Annotated in this window: 15 protein-coding genes; 5 read left to right on the forward strand and 10 right to left on the reverse strand. The window is 71.9% G+C overall.

The window, feature by feature from the left end; genetic code table 11:
• Positions 1-201: 201 nt before the first annotated feature.
• The 3 genes from ACZ61E_RS31765 to ACZ61E_RS31775 are packed head-to-tail and all read right to left on the reverse strand — an operon-like array spanning position 202 to position 2,118.
• Positions 202-975, reverse strand: a complete 774-nt coding sequence (locus ACZ61E_RS31765) for a DUF3710 domain-containing protein (RefSeq protein WP_469703796.1) — start codon at positions 973-975, stop codon at positions 202-204.
• Between the two features lies 1 nt (position 976).
• Complete coding sequence (dut, locus tag ACZ61E_RS31770; protein WP_469703798.1) at positions 977-1,501, reverse strand: dUTP diphosphatase; 525 nt, start codon at positions 1,499-1,501, stop codon at positions 977-979.
• Entirely contained in the window at positions 1,498-2,118 is a 621-nt protein-coding gene (locus ACZ61E_RS31775; RefSeq protein ID WP_469703800.1) for a PaaI family thioesterase, read from the reverse strand. Before ACZ61E_RS31775 ends, dut begins: the two co-directional genes overlap by 4 nt.
• Before the next feature lie 58 nt (positions 2,119-2,176).
• Between ACZ61E_RS31775 and ACZ61E_RS31780 the strand changes: the two genes are divergently transcribed.
• Positions 2,177-2,665 (forward strand): DUF3093 domain-containing protein, encoded by a 489-nt coding sequence (locus ACZ61E_RS31780; RefSeq protein WP_469703802.1) that lies wholly within the window; start codon positions 2,177-2,179, stop codon positions 2,663-2,665.
• On the opposite strand, the gene ACZ61E_RS31785 is transcribed toward ACZ61E_RS31780, so the two are convergent.
• The 4 genes from ACZ61E_RS31785 to ACZ61E_RS31800 all read right to left on the reverse strand — a co-directional run bounded on the left by ACZ61E_RS31785 (position 2,662) and on the right by ACZ61E_RS31800 (position 6,189).
• Positions 2,662-3,588 carry a hypothetical protein gene (locus ACZ61E_RS31785; protein ID WP_469703804.1) on the reverse strand — a complete coding sequence of 309 codons (927 nt, stop codon included), beginning with the start codon at positions 3,586-3,588 and terminating at the stop codon, positions 2,662-2,664. The genes ACZ61E_RS31780 and ACZ61E_RS31785 overlap by 4 nt on opposite strands.
• Before the next feature lie 13 nt (positions 3,589-3,601).
• Positions 3,602-3,898 (reverse strand): DUF4193 domain-containing protein, encoded by a 297-nt coding sequence (locus tag ACZ61E_RS31790; protein WP_023538148.1) that lies wholly within the window; start codon positions 3,896-3,898, stop codon positions 3,602-3,604.
• Between the two features lie 390 nt (positions 3,899-4,288).
• Positions 4,289-5,530, reverse strand: coding sequence for a sensor histidine kinase (locus ACZ61E_RS31795; protein ID WP_469703806.1), 1,242 nt, complete (start codon positions 5,528-5,530; stop codon positions 4,289-4,291).
• 5 nt (positions 5,531-5,535) lie between these two features.
• Positions 5,536-6,189 carry a response regulator transcription factor gene (locus ACZ61E_RS31800; protein ID WP_364645701.1) on the reverse strand — a complete coding sequence of 218 codons (654 nt, stop codon included), beginning with the start codon at positions 6,187-6,189 and terminating at the stop codon, positions 5,536-5,538.
• Between the two features lie 357 nt (positions 6,190-6,546).
• Between ACZ61E_RS31800 and ACZ61E_RS31805 the strand changes: the two genes are divergently transcribed.
• A complete protein-coding gene (locus ACZ61E_RS31805) occupies positions 6,547-6,720 on the forward strand; it encodes a hypothetical protein (protein WP_187280419.1) in 174 nt (57 codons plus the stop codon).
• A gap of 96 nt (positions 6,721-6,816) precedes the next feature.
• Here the strand turns inward: ACZ61E_RS31805 and ACZ61E_RS31810 are convergent, their stop codons facing one another.
• Together ACZ61E_RS31810 and ACZ61E_RS31815 are read right to left on the reverse strand one after the other, a co-directional pair.
• Complete coding sequence (locus ACZ61E_RS31810; RefSeq protein WP_469703808.1) at positions 6,817-7,641, reverse strand: inositol monophosphatase family protein; 825 nt, start codon at positions 7,639-7,641, stop codon at positions 6,817-6,819.
• Between the two features lie 111 nt (positions 7,642-7,752).
• On the reverse strand, positions 7,753-8,880 hold the full coding sequence (locus ACZ61E_RS31815) for a ferrochelatase (protein WP_469703809.1): 1,128 nt from the start codon (positions 8,878-8,880) through the stop codon (positions 7,753-7,755).
• A 154-nt stretch (positions 8,881-9,034) separates the two neighbouring features.
• Here ACZ61E_RS31815 and ACZ61E_RS31820 point away from each other — a divergent pair, with 154 nt between their 5' ends.
• Together ACZ61E_RS31820 and ACZ61E_RS31825 are read left to right on the forward strand one after the other, a co-directional pair.
• Entirely contained in the window at positions 9,035-10,300 is a 1,266-nt protein-coding gene (locus tag ACZ61E_RS31820; protein WP_469703811.1) for an MFS transporter, read from the forward strand.
• Positions 10,242-11,579, forward strand: coding sequence for a D-arabinono-1,4-lactone oxidase (locus ACZ61E_RS31825; protein ID WP_469703812.1), 1,338 nt, complete (start codon positions 10,242-10,244; stop codon positions 11,577-11,579). The genes ACZ61E_RS31820 and ACZ61E_RS31825 overlap by 59 nt, the downstream gene beginning before the upstream one ends.
• A 39-nt stretch (positions 11,580-11,618) precedes the next feature.
• Here the strand turns inward: ACZ61E_RS31825 and ACZ61E_RS31830 are convergent, their stop codons facing one another.
• Positions 11,619-12,449 (reverse strand): hypothetical protein, encoded by an 831-nt coding sequence (locus ACZ61E_RS31830; protein WP_469703814.1) that lies wholly within the window; start codon positions 12,447-12,449, stop codon positions 11,619-11,621.
• 488 nt (positions 12,450-12,937) lie between these two features.
• Here ACZ61E_RS31830 and sepH point away from each other — a divergent pair, with 488 nt between their 5' ends.
• Positions 12,938-13,990 (forward strand): septation protein SepH, encoded by a 1,053-nt coding sequence (sepH, locus tag ACZ61E_RS31835; RefSeq protein ID WP_469703816.1) that lies wholly within the window; start codon positions 12,938-12,940, stop codon positions 13,988-13,990.
• Positions 13,991-14,130 lie beyond the last annotated feature (140 nt).

A 14,130-nucleotide genomic window follows, 5' to 3' on the forward strand; every position in this document is an offset into this window, starting at 1 on the left:
CCCTTTTGGGCCCGACCCGGGGGCGGAGGGGTGTGGGGGGTTTCGGAGTGGGCGTGGTGGTGGGTTCAGACCCCCCCCCCCCCCCTGGGGCGGCCCCCCCCCCCCCCGCGCCCCCCCCCCCCCCCCGGCGCGGGTCGAGCGTGTCCGGGCGTCCCCGGAGTGGCCGCCGGGGGCGTGTCCCCGGGGCCTCGGACCCCCGGGTCAGCGCACCTCGGTGATCTCGGGGCCGCGCTGGAGCTGCCCCATACCGCCGGCGAAGCGTGAGCCCTCCTGCTCCTCGGCCTGCTGGACGCCCTCGGCAACCATCTGCGCGTCGTCCGGCAGCTTCAGGACGATCGGGTCGCGGGGCGCCATCGGGCCCTCGCCGCGCACGACGACCGTGTCCTTGAAGATCTGCTCCAGCAGTCCGGCGGCCTCGGGCTGTACCGCGCCCTGTCCGGAGATCACTCCGCGCAGGAACCAGCGCGGGCCGTCGACCCCGATGAAGCGCACGAGCTGTACGCCGCCGGTGCCGTCCGGGAGCTGCACCGGCACCTGGGCCCGCAGCTCCCAGCCGAGCGGGCCCTCGACCTCGTCGATGATGCCGCCCTGCTGAGTGATGCCCGAGGCGATCTCCTCCCGCACCTCGCTCCAGATGCCCTCCTTCTTGGGCGCGGCGAAGGCCTGGAGCTGTACGGCGCTGTCGCGTACAACGACGGTCGCCGCGACGATCGCGTCACCCGCGACCTCTACACGGAGCTCCATTCCGTCGACTCCGGGGACGTAGATACCGCCCAGGTCGACCCGGCCCTCGTCGGGCTTGGAGACCTCGGAGATGTCCCACGGCCCGTCGGGCCTGGGAGCCGGGGGAAGATTCACCCGGCGGGGCTGCTCGGCCCCGTCCTGCGTGTCATCGGCGTCGTTGTCGTCGACGACCTGCTCGGCCTCGCCCGCCGTGTCTTCGGCGGCACCGCTCTTCTTGCGACGTCCGAACACGTCACTGTCCTTCCCGGTCGGATACGACCGATGCGTATCGATTCCCGCCCTGTGAAGCGCCCACCGCGGCATGACCTCCGGTGGACCCGAAGCCCCCCTCGGCCCTTGCCGAGCCGGGAAGCTCCGCCACCTCGTGGAAGCGCACCCTCTCGACCTGCTGGACGACCAGTTGGGCAATCCGGTCGAACCGCTCGAACCGCACCGTCTCGCGCGGATCGAGATTGACCACGATCACCTTGATCTCCCCACGGTACCCGGCATCCACCGTCCCCGGGGCATTCACCAGCGCCACCCCACAACGGGCGGCCAGCCCGGATCGCGGGTGTACGAAGGCGGCGTACCCGTCGGGCAGCGCGAGGGAAACCCCGGTGGGCAATACGACGCGTTCGCCCGGAGCGAGATCGGCGGCCTCGGTGGTGACCAGATCGACGCCGGCGTCGCCCGGGTGCGCGTACGAGGGGAGCGGCACGTCCGGGTCGGTCCGGCGGATCAGCACGTCGACGGGGGTGCGGGGGGCGGGACTCATGGGTTCACCTCGAAGGCGCGGGCGCGCCTGACCTGGTCGGGATCGGCCATGGCCACCCGGATCTCCTCCTGGCGGCCGTTGTCGATGAAGTGGTCGACCTTGACCTCGACGAAGAGGGCGTCGGCGCGCAGCGCGACGGGGCCCTCGGGGCCGCCGAGCCGGCCGGTCGCGGAGCAGAAGATCTTGCGGCCGCTCACGGCGGTGGCCTCGGCCGCCAGGAAGAGCACCGAACCCACGGGGACGGGGCGGACGAAGTCCGTCTCCAGCTTCCCGGTCACGGCGACCACGCGCAGGAGCCAGCTGAGCGCGCCGAGCGACTCGTCGAGCGCGGTGGCGAGCACGCCGCCGTGCGCGAGGCCGGGGGCGCCCTGGTGGGCGGGGCGTACGGTGAACTCGGCCGTGATCGTGACGCCTTCGCCGGCCCTGGCCTGGAGGTGGAGGCCGTGGGGCTGCTCGTCACCGCAGCCGAAGCAGTGCGCGTAGTGCGAGCCGAGGGGCTCACCGGGGGCCGGGGCGTCCGGGTGCCGTACCGGCGCTATGGCGTCGGCCGGCGGCGTCAGGGCCGGGGACCGGGCGGCGGAGCGGGGTGTCTTCCCCCCGGAGGGCGCAGTACTCACAGCCGCAGACCTTACCCGCGCGGCTACCCGCCGGTCGCACCGTGCCAAGCTTGGCTCCATGGAGCATTCAGCGGCGCCTTACGACGAACGTCTCACCGCACCGGGTTCCTGGTGGGTGATCACCGCTCTTGTCGCGCTCTCGGGCGGTCTGATCCTGCTGCCGCTGGGCACGGTGCCGATGCTCGGGGCGGTGGTGGTGACCGGTCTGCTGGCGGCCCTGGCCGTCAGCTCGTACGGCTCCGCGCGGATCCGCGTGGTGGCCGGCTCGCTGGTCGTGGGCGATGCCCGGATCCCGGTGGCGGCGCTCGGCGGCGCGCAGGTGCTGGCCGGTGAGGAGGCGCGCGCCTGGCGCATGCACAAGGCCGACCCCCGTGCCTTCATGCTGCTGCGCAGCTACATCCCGACGGCGCTGCGGGTGGAGATCACGGACCCGGCCGATCCGACACCGTACGTCTATGTGTCGACCCGGAACCCGAAGGCGCTCGCGGCGGCGCTGGACGCGGTGCGGCGGAGCGGGAGCGAGGAGAGGGAGACGTCGACTCCCTAGGGGGTCTGGCGGCCGAGTCCCTCGGGGAGCTCGGGGGGCAGGATCTTCGGCTGCTCCAGCGGCGGCAGTGCGGGCAGCGCGTCCCAGGAGACCCGGCGGGCGCGCAGATCCTTGCGAATGCGCTCGGCGACCTTCTGGGTGTCGCGCCGGTTCATCATCGCGCCGACGGCAGCTCCGATCATGAACGGCACCAGGTTGGGCAGGCTGCGGACCGTGCGCTTCATGATCTGCTGGCGCAGTTCGCGCTTCATCCGGCCGGAGAGCGCGCCGTTGATCGTCGTCGGTTTGGTGATGTCGACACCGCGCTCCTCGGTCCACGAGGTCAGATACGCGGTGCTGCGCTCCTTGAGATTGCCGGGCGGACGCAGGCCGTAGACCTCGTGCAGCTCGGCGATGAGCTTGAGTTCGATCGCGGCGACGGCCGTGATCTCCGCGGCCAGTTCGGTCGGCATCGCGGGCGGTACGGGCATCATCGCGACGGCGCCGATGCCGGCACCGACGGTGGAGCTGCTGTTCGCCGCGCCCGCGACGAGCCGGTCGGCGAGCTCTTCGGGCCCAAGGCCCGGGAACTGCCTTCGGAGCGTGGCCAGATCACGGACGGGAACGCGCGGGGCGATGTCGATGATCCGGTCGGCGAGATGGGCGAGTCCCGCCCTGGCGCTCGCGCCGCCCTTCTGGATGCCCCGCCTGACCCTGCCGGGGCGCCGGGAGCCGCTCGCGGACCCGTCCTGGCCGCCGGGGGCCGCTTCGAGCGAGGCCGGATGGCCTCGCCCGTAGTCGTCGGATACGCCGGGGTGGGGCAGGAGAGCGGAGTGCTCGGCAGCGGGCGTGGTGCCTTCTGCCGGGCCGGGACCGCTCTGGTACGCCTCCGGTGCCTTCGAGCGCCGGAAACGCCGTTTCCTGGACGGTGTGTCACCTGCCACGGCCGACCGCTCCTCAGTCGCAGTCGCGGCAGATGGGCTGACCGTTCTTCTCCCGGGACAGCTGACTGCGGTGGTGGACGAGGAAGCAGCTCATGCAGGTGAACTCGTCTGCCTGCCTGGGCAGTACGCGAACCGACAGCTCCTCGTTGGAGAGGTCGGCCCCGGGCAGTTCAAGTCCCTCGGCCTGCTCGAACTCGTCCACGTCGACCGCGGATGTCGACTTGTCGTTCCGGCGTGCCTTCAGTTCCTCAAGGCTGTCGGAATCGACGTCGTCGTCGGTCTTGCGTGGGGTGTCGTAATCCGTTGCCATGTCGCTTCTCCCCCTCTGGGTGTCATCGGTGTCTCAGCGCACGTAACGCGTGAGAGGCCGGACTTGTGCCCGACCTGAGGCGGAGATTTTGCCTCACATCAAGGTCTGTTACTCAATCGACACCCAACCGGACTCTTTCCGAGTGATCGGCTTTGGGTGCGAACCGGACCGTACACGGTCCGAATGTCGTACTTCACGGGCGCCACCCCGTGTACTTCCCGTGATCCCGACCCCCGGAAACCCGGATTTTTACGGCTTTCCGTCAGGGGCTTGATCACAGAGAGTGCGAGGCTTGAATTCGCCTCTGTGATCGATCACACACGCCCCAACCGGTAACGGGTCCCGAAAATTCCGCGCAAAGCGAACTTCGCTCCGATCCGGAGCGAAAGTTCAGACAGGCAGAGTGACACGCATCACGAGCCCGCCTCCCTCGCGGGGCTCCGCGATGATACGGCCCCCGTGGGCCCGCGCGACCGAGCGGGCGATCGACAGGCCGAGGCCCACGCCCCTGTCGCTGCCGGTCCGCTCCGTACGGAGGCGGCGGAACGGTTCGAAGATGTTGTCGATCTCGTACGCGGGAACCACCGGCCCCGTGTTCGACACCAGCAGCACCGCCTGACCGTGCTCGACCACCGTCGTGACCTCGACCCAGCCCCCCTCCTTCACGTTGTAACGCACGGCGTTCTGCACGAGGTTGAGCGCGATGCGCTCCAGCAGGACGCCGTTCCCCTGCACGACCGCCGGCGCACGCTCACCGCGGATCTCGACGCCCTCGGCCTCGGCCTCGCCGCGCGTCTGGTCGACCGCGCGGGTGGCGACCTCGGCGAGATCGACGGGCTTGCGCTCCACGAGCTGGTTGTCGCTGCGGGCCAGCAGCAGCAGGCCCTCCACCAGCTGCTCACTGCGCTCGTTGGTGGCCAGCAGCGTCCGGCCGAGCTGCTGGAGCTCCACGGGCGCGGCCGGGTCGGAGAGCTGGACCTCCAGCAGTGTCCGGTTGATCGCGAGCGGTGTGCGCAGCTCGTGGGAGGCGTTGGCGACGAAGCGCTGCTGCGCGGTGAAGGCCCGCTCCAGGCGCTCCAGCATCTCGTCGAAGGTGTCGGCCAGCTCCTTCAGTTCGTCGTCCGGGCCGTCCAGCTCGATCCGGCGGGAGAGGTCGGACCCGACCACGCGCCGCGCGGTGCGGGTGATCCGGCCGAGCGGCGACAGGACCCGTCCGGCCATCGCGTAACCGAACGCGAAGGCGATGATGGACAGGCCGGTGAGGGCGAACAGCGAGCGGGTGAGCAGGTCGTCGAGCGCCTGCTGGCGCTGGGCGGACATGCACGCCTTGAGTGACGCGTTCAGCTGGTCGTTGTTGACGGCCTCGTTCAGACCCGGACAAGTGGGGCTCGTCAGCTGGACATTGACGCCGGTCACCTTCAGGGCCAGTTCGCTGCCCTCGTTGATGGCCTGCGCCGCCAGCAGATAGATGATCGACAGCAGCAGGATGCCGGCGATGAGGAACATCCCGCCGTACAGCAGTGTCAGACGTATCCGGATCGTCGGCCGGACCCACGGCGGCGCCTGGTCGGGCCGCCGTGGGTCCCAGGTCGGTTTCGGGGGCGCCGCGGGCGGCGCCGGGGTGGTCGCCACGGGCATCAGATCCGGTAGCCGGAGCCGGGCACGGTCACGATCACGGGCGGCTCGCCGAGCTTGCGGCGCAGCGTCATGACCGTGACCCGCACGACATTGGTGAACGGGTCGGTGTTCTCGTCCCACGCCTTCTCGAGAAGCTGCTCGGCGGAGACCACGGCGCCCTCGCTGCGCATCAGCACCTCCAGGACGGCGAACTCCTTGGGCGCGAGCTGGATCTCCCTGCCGTCCCGGAAGACCTCACGGCGGTTCGGGTCGAGCTTGATGCCCGATCGCTCCAGGACCGGCGGCAGCGGGACCGTCGTGCGGCGGCCGAGCGCGCGCACGCGGGCGGTCAGCTCGGTGAAGGCGAACGGCTTCGGAAGGTAGTCGTCGGCGCCCAGCTCCAGGCCCTCGACCCGGTCGCTGACGTCGCCGGACGCCGTGAGCATCAGCACCCGGGTCGGCATGCCCAGTTCGACGATCTTGCGGCAGACGTCGTCCCCGTGGATCAGCGGGAGGTCCCGGTCGAGCACGACCACGTCGTAGTCGTTGACGCCGATCCGCTCCAGGGCCGCGGCGCCGTCGTACACGACGTCGACGGCCATGGCCTCCCGGCGCAGCCCGGTGGCCACCGCATCGGCGAGCAGCTGCTCGTCCTCGACGACGAGTACGCGCACGTCGAAGTCCTTCCTGTGGGGCCCATCGCCGGGAATCCGGGGAACCGGGCAGGTCGTGGCACGGGTTGTGCGGGCCCATCCTGCCCGCTACGCGCATAAACCGGCGGTAAGACAATGCCGTCCGTCCGGCATACGGAAGGAATACGCAAGATTCCTGAATCTGTAGAGGTTTCTCCCGGACACGCCCTGGGGATGACGAGTGAACACCCGAGATCACGCCCTTCACGTGGCATGCCACTACCCGCTCTGTCCCCCAGAGGGAGTGGTGCGTGATCGACCGCCGTCGGCACTTCCAGGTGCCACTTGACCACGACGTCGGCACACCCCCGTGCCATCGACCCACGCCGAGGGGGCGCAATGGACGCATTCACCGCAGGGCTTCTGCAGCGTATAAGGGCCACGGAATCCGATCTCACACGCGCTCGTGAGACGGGCGACGACTTCCTCGCGGAGGTCGAGCAGGAGGAGCTGGAGGACCTGCACCGCCTCGCCGCGGAGCACGGCGTTCAGTTCGGCGCCGCCAACGTGTGACCCGCGCGGGAAGGACCCCGGCGCCATGGGACGGCGCCGGGGTCCTTCCATGTCCGGGGCGGGACCCGGGACCGGCCGGTAAGGGGGCCGCGTGGATCAGTCGTGCCAGGCGCCGTACTCCTCCAGGAGCGCCTGGAGCGGTTCGAAGACACCGGGGGTGGCCGCGACCGTGAGGCCGCCGTCGGCCGGGGCGCCGGGACGGCCGCCGGTCAGCGCGCCCGCCTCGCGTGCGACGAGATCGCCGGCCGCGAGGTCCCACGGATACAGCCCGCGCTCGTAGTAGCCGTCGAGCCGGCCCGCGGCGAGGTCGCAGAGGTCCACGGCGGCCGAGCCGCCGCGCCGGATGTCCCGCAGCCGGGGGATCAGCCGCGCCGCCACGGAGGCCTGGTGGGCGCGGACGGTGGTGACGTAGTTGAAGCCGGTCGAGACCAGTGCCTGTTCCAGCGGCGGCGCGGGACGGCAGCGCACCGGCCGGTCGTTGAGATACGCCCCGCCGCCGAGCACGGCCCGGAAGGTCTCGCGGCGCATCGGGGCCTCGACCACGCCGACGACCGTGACGCCGTCGCGTTCGGCGGCGATGGAGACGGCCCAGGTCGGCAGCCCGTACAGGTAGTTGACGGTGCCGTCCAGCGGGTCGATCACCCAGCGGACGCCGCTGCTGCCCGCCGAACTGGCGCCCTCCTCACCGAGGAAGCCGTCGTCGGGGCGGTTCTCCGACAGGAATCCGGTGATCAGCTTCTCGGCGGCGATGTCCATCTCGGTGACGACGTCGATGGGGCTGGACTTGGTCGCGGCCACGCCCAGGTCGGCGGGGCGGCCGTCGCGCAGCAGCGCGCCGGCCCGGCTCGCGGCCTCCAGGGCGAGGGCGAGCAGTTCGGAGGTGAGGTCGTCGGTGTCGGCGTCCGGGCGGGACTCGGTCACGGGCAGGTCACTCCTCGGGAGGGCACCGGGTGGTGGGACGGGTGGTGGGCGGACGGCGGACGGGGATGCCGGTGCGGGGTCGTCGGCGTACGGGACACCGGGCGCGCGGCGTCAGGCGTACGGGCTGTCGGCGCCCGCGGCGGCCGGCCGGGGCGTCCGCGCGGGACAGCAGCCGACCGGGCAGACGTCGTGGCTGGGGCCGAGCACACCGAGCGCGCACCGCTCCACCGCGCCACCGCGCTCGGTCGCCGCGCGCTCCAGGAGCAGATCGCGTACGGCCCCGACGAACCGCCCGTCCGCGCCGACGGTCGCCGAGCGCCGGACCGGCAGCCCGAGTTCGGCGGCCTTCGCCGCGGCCTCGGTGTCGAGGTCGTACAGCACCTCCATGTGGTCCGAGACGAACCCGATGGGCGCCATCACGACCGCCGGGGCGCCCTCGGCGTGCAGGGCCTCCAGGTGGTCGCAGATGTCGGGCTCCAGCCACGGGATGTGCGGGGCGCCGCTGCGGGACTGGTACACGAGCCGCCAGGGGTGCTCGGCACCCGTCTCCTCGCGCACCGTGTCGGCGATCAGCCGCGCCACCTCGAGGTGCTGGGCGACGTACGCGCCGCCGTCGCCGTGGTCCTCGGCGGGGCCCGAGGTGTCCGCCGCGGCCACCGGCACGGAGTGGGTGGTGAACGCGAGGTGGGCGCCCGCGCGCACCTCCTCGGGGAGGTCGGCGAGGGACGCGAGCACGCTCTCGGCCATGGGCCGGACGAAGCCGGGGTGGTTGAAGTAGTGCCGCAGTTTGTCGACACGGGGCGGCTCCAGGCCCTCGTCCACGAGCGTGGCGAGCGCGTCCGCGAGGTTCTCGCGGTACTGGCGGCAGCCGGAGTAGGAGGCGTAGGCGCTGGTGGCCAGGACGGCGACGCGGCGCCTGCCGTCCCGGGTCATCTCCCGCAGGGTGTCGGTCAGATAGGGCGCCCAGTTGCGGTTGCCCCAGTAGACGGGCAGTTCCAGGCCGTTCTCGGCGAAGTCCGCGCGCAGGGCCGCCAGCAGGACGCGGTTCTGCTCGTTGATCGGGCTGACGCCGCCGAACAGGAAGTAGTGCTGCCCGACTTCCTTGAGCCGCTCCTCGGGGATGCCCCGGCCACGCGTCACGTTCCGCAGGAACGGAACCACGTCGTCCGGGCCTTCGGGACCGCCGAAGGACAGCAGGAGAAGGGCGTCGTAGGGAGAGGTCGCACGCTGTTCGGGCATGTCCCGATCCTGCCATCCACCGCTGGGCGGCGGTAAATCGCGACGCGCTCGGGCGCCGCCGGGCCGTAAGCTGTCCCGGCCTGTTCATTCCTTACCGCCAGTGGTCAGCGGCCGTACGCGCCGTCACTCGCGACAGCGCCCACCGGAGCGACCCGTGGCCAGTCCCTACCGCGCGATCTTCGCCGCGCCCGGCACCCTGGGATTCAGCGCGGCCGGCCTCGTCGGCCGGATGCCGCTGTCCATGATGGGCATCGGCGTCGTGACGATGGTCTCCCAGCTCACCGGCCGCTACGGGCTGGCGGGCGCGCTCGCGGCGACGCTGGCGCTGTCCGCCGCGTGCCTGGGTCCGCTGATCTCGCGGCTGGTCGACCGGCACGGTCAGCGGCGGGTGCTGCGGCCGGCCACGCTGACCGCCGTGACGGCGGTCGCCGGACTGCTGGTGTGCGCCCAGCGCTCGGCGCCCGAGTGGACGCTCTTCGTCTTCGCCGCCGGCGCGGGCTGTGTGCCGAGCGTGGGGTCGATGGTGCGGGCGCGCTGGGCGGAGATCTACCGGGGGTCGCCGCGCGAGCTGCACGCCGCGTACGCCTGGGAGTCGATCGTCGACGAGCTGTGCTTCATCTTCGGCCCGATCGTCGCGATCGGTCTGTCCACGGCCTGGTTCCCCGAGTCGGGGCCGCTGCTGGCCGCGCTCTTCCTGCTGGTGGGCGTCTTCTGGCTGACGGCGCAGCGCGCCACCGAGCCGGTGCCGCAGCCGCGCGAGCACCACACCGGGGACACCGCGCTGCGCTCCCCCGGTCTCCAGGTGCTGGTGGTCACGTTCGTGGCGACCGGCGCGATCTTCGGCGCCGTCGACGTGGTGACCGTGGCGTTCGCGGAGGAGCGGGGGAACAAGACGGCGGCGAGCCTCGTGCTGGCCGTGTACGCGCTCGGCTCCTGCCTCGCCGGCGCCGTCTTCGGGCTGCTGCACCCCCGGGGCAGCGCGTCCAGGAGGTGGCTGGTGGGAGTCTGCGCGATGGCCGTGAGTATGATCCCCCTCCAACTGGCCGGGACTCTGCCGATCCTGGCCGTGGCGCTCTTCGTCGCCGGCCTGTCGGTCGCGCCGACGATGGTGACGACGATGGCCCTCGTCGAGGCGCACGTACCTCGTACGAAGCTCACCGAGGGCATGACCTGGACCAGTACCGGACTCGCCGTCGGAGTGGCGCTCGGCTCGTCCGCGGGGGGCTGGGTCGTCGACGCGTCGGGAGCGCGGACGGGGTTCGCCGTGCCCGTCGCGGCGGGAGCCGTCGCGGCCGTGGTGGCGCTGCTGGGCCACCGCAGGCTGCTGGAGCGGTCAACGGACGGAGAGGGGCGCGGGGCTGATGACCAACACCGGTACGGGCGCGGCGGTGACGAGGAACGCGACAAGCACCTGGCGTAACTGGGCGGGGAACGTGAGCGCGCGGCCCGCCCGCACCGCCACCCCCGCCTCCGTGGCGGAGCTGGCCGAGGCGGTCGTCGCGGCCGCCGAGGACGGGCTGCGGGTCAAGGCGGTCGGTACGGGGCACTCGTTCACCTCCGCTGCGGCCACCGACGGCCTGCTGATACGGCCCGATCTGCTCACCGGCATCCGCGCCGTCGACCGGCGGGCCGGCACCGTCACCGTGGAGGCGGGCACCCCGCTCAGGCGGCTGAACGAGGCCCTGGCCAGGGAGGGCCTCTCCCTCACCAACATGGGCGACATCATGGACCAGACCGTCGCCGGCGCGACGTCCACGGGCACGCACGGCACCGGCCGCGAGTCGGCCTCGATCGCCGCGCAGATCCGGGCGCTCGAACTCGTCACGGCGGACGGGTCGGTGCTGACCTGCTCCCCGGACGAGAATCCGGATGTCTTCGCGAGCGCCAGGATCGGACTGGGCGCGCTGGGTGTCGTCTCCGCGATCACCTTCGCCGTCGAGCCGGTCTTCCTGCTGACGGCGCGCGAGGAGCCGATGCCGTTCGACCGCGTGACGTCGGAGTTCGACGCGCTCGTCGCCGAGAACGAGCACTTCGAGTTCTACTGGTTTCCGCACACCGGCAACTGCAACACCAAGCGCAACAACCGCAGTGCCGGACCGGCGGCCCCGGCCGGCCCGGTCCGCGGCTGGATCGAGGACGAACTCCTCTCCAACGGGTTGTTCCAGGTGGCCTGTTCGCTCGGCCGCGCGGTGCCGATGACCATCCCCGCGATCGCCCGTGTCTCCAGCCGCGCCCTCTCCGCCCGGCTGTACACGGACATTCCTTACAAGGTCTTCACGAGCCCGCGCCGCGTGCGCTTCGTGGAGATGGAGTACGCCCTGCCGCGCGAGGCCGCGGTGGGCGCGCTGCGCGAGGTCAAGGCCATGATCGAGCGGTCCCCCCTGCGGGTGAGTTTCCCGGTGGAGGTGCGCACCGCGCCCGCCGACGACATCCCGCTGTCGACGGCGTCGGGCCGTGAGACGGCGTACATCGCGGTGCATCTGTACCGGGGCACTCCCTACCGCTCGTACTTCACGGCGGTGGAACGGATCATGACCGCGCACGGCGGCAGGCCGCACTGGGGCAAGGTGCACACGCGGGACGCGGCGTATCTGGCCGGGGTCTATCCGCGCTTCGAGGAGTTCACGGCGGTACGCGACCGGCTGGACCCGGAGCGGCTGTTCGGCAATCCGTATCTGCGGCGGGTCATCGGCGCGTAGCGGCCGCGTGCGGGGCCCGTCCGGCGATCGAGGCGGGCCCTACGGCGACGGCGCGGGGGACGCCGGGGCCGTGGACTCGGGCGCCGGCGGCGAGACGCCCCCGCCCGGGTCGCCGGATCCGCCGTCCGGTCGCGAAGGCTCCGGGGCCGGGCTGGTCGAAGGGCCGCCGTTCCCGGGCGGTTCCGGAACCGCGCTCTGCCCGTCGCCGGGGACGGACGGCGTCGGGGGTTCGTGGGTCCCGTTTCCGTTGTCCCTGTCCGTCTCCGTACTGCCGCCGGAAGGGGCCGGTCCACCGTCCCTCGGCCCGGCGGGTCCGTCGGGCGCGGAGTCGCCGCCGCTGTCGCCACCCCGCACGACGGAGCTGAACGTCGTCCCCCTGCCGCCGCTCAGGTCCTGTCCGGCGGCCAGTTCGTACCCGGTGATCGCGAGCATCGCCAAGGCGAAGACGACCCCGGCCGCGACGACGGGCCGCTTCCAGCCGCGTACGCGCGTGCCGTACGTGGTGGCTCCCCCGAACTCGTCCCGGGCGGCGGCCTCCTGGAGAGACCGGCCGGGCGGCGACGGGGACGGCGCGGGGTCGGGAGGGGAGTCGTACACCTGGCGCGCCTTCGGCTTCACCTGGACCGAGACCTCACGTATCTGGTCGCCGGTGCGCCGGAAGAGATGCTGGAAGACCGTGCCACCGCAGGTCGCGATCACGCTCACCACTCCGGCGCCGATGATCGTGCCGTACACCCCGAGCTTGGAGGCGAACACCGCCGCCGCGATCGCCGCGAGCGCGCTGCCCGCGACCTGCGGCAGGCTCAATTCGAGCCGTTGCGTCGCCACCCCGTCACCGGTCCGGGTGTCCGGGTTCCGCCTCTGATTCATCTCCAACCTCTGCTCGCCCATCCGTGCCACCGTGCACCAGGAAGAGACCTCTGAGCGAATCAGATAGTTCCGCTTATGGAGATTGTGTGAATTGACACACGCACGAGGGATACGGACACCCCGTCAACTCCCCCGTCACCGGAGAACTTCGATGGCGTGGCAGTCCACCCCGATGGCCCGAATGGAGTACTGTGGCGAGCCCTGGGGCCGGACGCCTTCACAGATGTCCGGGCCTACGGGAAGGGGGCCGAAGCGGCACTCGATCCGGCGGCGCGATCGCACCGCACGGGCGCCTGCTACACAGCGTGACCGGGTCTGTCACTCTGAGTCGCAAACAGGCAACCGTGTCATGACGGCGTTCCAGGGCACATGCCCGACACGCCGGGCAACTCGGCAAGGTTGTGGCAGGCTGCACCCGGGCAAGTCACACTCGACCAGCGGAAGCAGCGACGCACGTGACGTCGGCAGGCACCACCCGGGAGGTCCCCATGGCCGAACTGCGTGTCGTGGCCGTCTCCAACGACGGCACACGACTGGTGCTCAAGGCTGCCGACAGCACGGAGTACACGCTCCCCATCGACGAGCGGCTGCGTGCCGCCGTGCGCAACGACCGCGCCCGCCTCGGCCAGATCGAGATCGAGGTGGAGAGCCACCTCAGGCCCCGTGACATCCAGGCGCGGATAAGGTCCGGAGCCTCCGCCGAGGAGGTCGCCCAGATGGCCGGAATCCCGGTCGACCGGGTCCGGCGCTTCGAGGGACCCGTGCTGGCCGAGCGCGCCTTCATGGCCGAGCGCGCCAGGAAGACGGCGGTACGGCGCCCCGGTGAGAACACCGGCCCCCAGCTCGGCGAGGCGGTCAACGAGCGGCTGCTGATGCGCGGCGCCGACAAGGAGACCGCGCAGTGGGACTCGTGGCGCCGCGACGACGGCACCTGGGAGGTGCTGCTCGTCTACCGGGTCGCGGGCGAACCGCACTCGGCGAGCTGGACCTACGACCCGCCCCGGCGGCTCGTCCAGGCGGTCGACGACGAGGCGCGCTCGCTGATCGGCGAGACGGACGACTCGCTCGCCGTCGGTACGAAGGAGCCGAGCTTTCCCTTCGTCCCGCGTATCGCGCGGCTGCCGAGGGACCGTGAGCGCCCGCTCGACCGCGCCATGGAACGGCAGATCGAGCGGTCGTCGGCGCCGGACCCGGACGAGGACACCAGCGAGCGCGACAGCCTGACCAGCCTGCTGGAGGCGGTGCCGAGCTTCCGCGGCGACATGGTCGTCCCGGAGCGCCCGTCACCGCCCGAGCCGCCGGCGATCGAGCCCGGTCAGGTGGACGACGAGGAGGAGCCGGTGGCACCGGCGGCCTCGGCGGGCGCCGGGTCCGCGTACGCGGATGTGCTGATGCCGCGTGCGGTGGCGGGCCACCGCGACCGGCTGACCGGTACGACGGACCGCCAGGCGGAGGCCGACGGCGTACGGCCCAACCGCCGTGCCGCGGTGCCGAGCTGGGACGAGATCGTCTTCGGCACACGCCGCAAGAAGCAGGACTGACCCGGGAACGCCCGGAGGCGACACCGGTGGGGGGGGGGGGGGGGGGGGGGGGGGGGGGGGGGGGGGGGGGGGGGGGGTGCGCCCCCCCCCGAGGGGTCTCTTTCTCTCCTTCTCTTGTTTTCTTCTCTCTCCGAAGAGGG

The organism is Streptomyces sp. NPDC104581 (assembly GCF_055583685.1).

What these genes read in the sequence shown, in the direction of transcription:
- ACZ61E_RS31805 (WP_187280419.1), top strand. Translation starts at nt 6,547, where the DNA reads ATGGACGCATTCACCGCAGGGCTTCTGCAGCGTATAAGGGCCACGGAA.
- sepH (WP_469703816.1), top strand. Translation starts at nt 12,938, where the DNA reads ATGGCCGAACTGCGTGTCGTGGCCGTCTCCAACGACGGCACACGACTG.
- ACZ61E_RS31830 (WP_469703814.1), bottom strand. Translation starts at nt 12,449, where the DNA reads ATGAATCAGAGGCGGAACCCGGACACCCGGACCGGTGACGGGGTGGCG.
- dut (WP_469703798.1), bottom strand. Translation starts at nt 1,501, where the DNA reads ATGAGTCCCGCCCCCCGCACCCCCGTCGACGTGCTGATCCGCCGGACC.
- ACZ61E_RS31780 (WP_469703802.1), top strand. Translation starts at nt 2,177, where the DNA reads ATGGAGCATTCAGCGGCGCCTTACGACGAACGTCTCACCGCACCGGGT.
- ACZ61E_RS31825 (WP_469703812.1), top strand. Translation starts at nt 10,242, where the DNA reads ATGACCAACACCGGTACGGGCGCGGCGGTGACGAGGAACGCGACAAGC.
- ACZ61E_RS31790 (WP_023538148.1), bottom strand. Translation starts at nt 3,898, where the DNA reads ATGGCAACGGATTACGACACCCCACGCAAGACCGACGACGACGTCGAT.
- ACZ61E_RS31815 (WP_469703809.1), bottom strand. Translation starts at nt 8,880, where the DNA reads ATGCCCGAACAGCGTGCGACCTCTCCCTACGACGCCCTTCTCCTGCTG.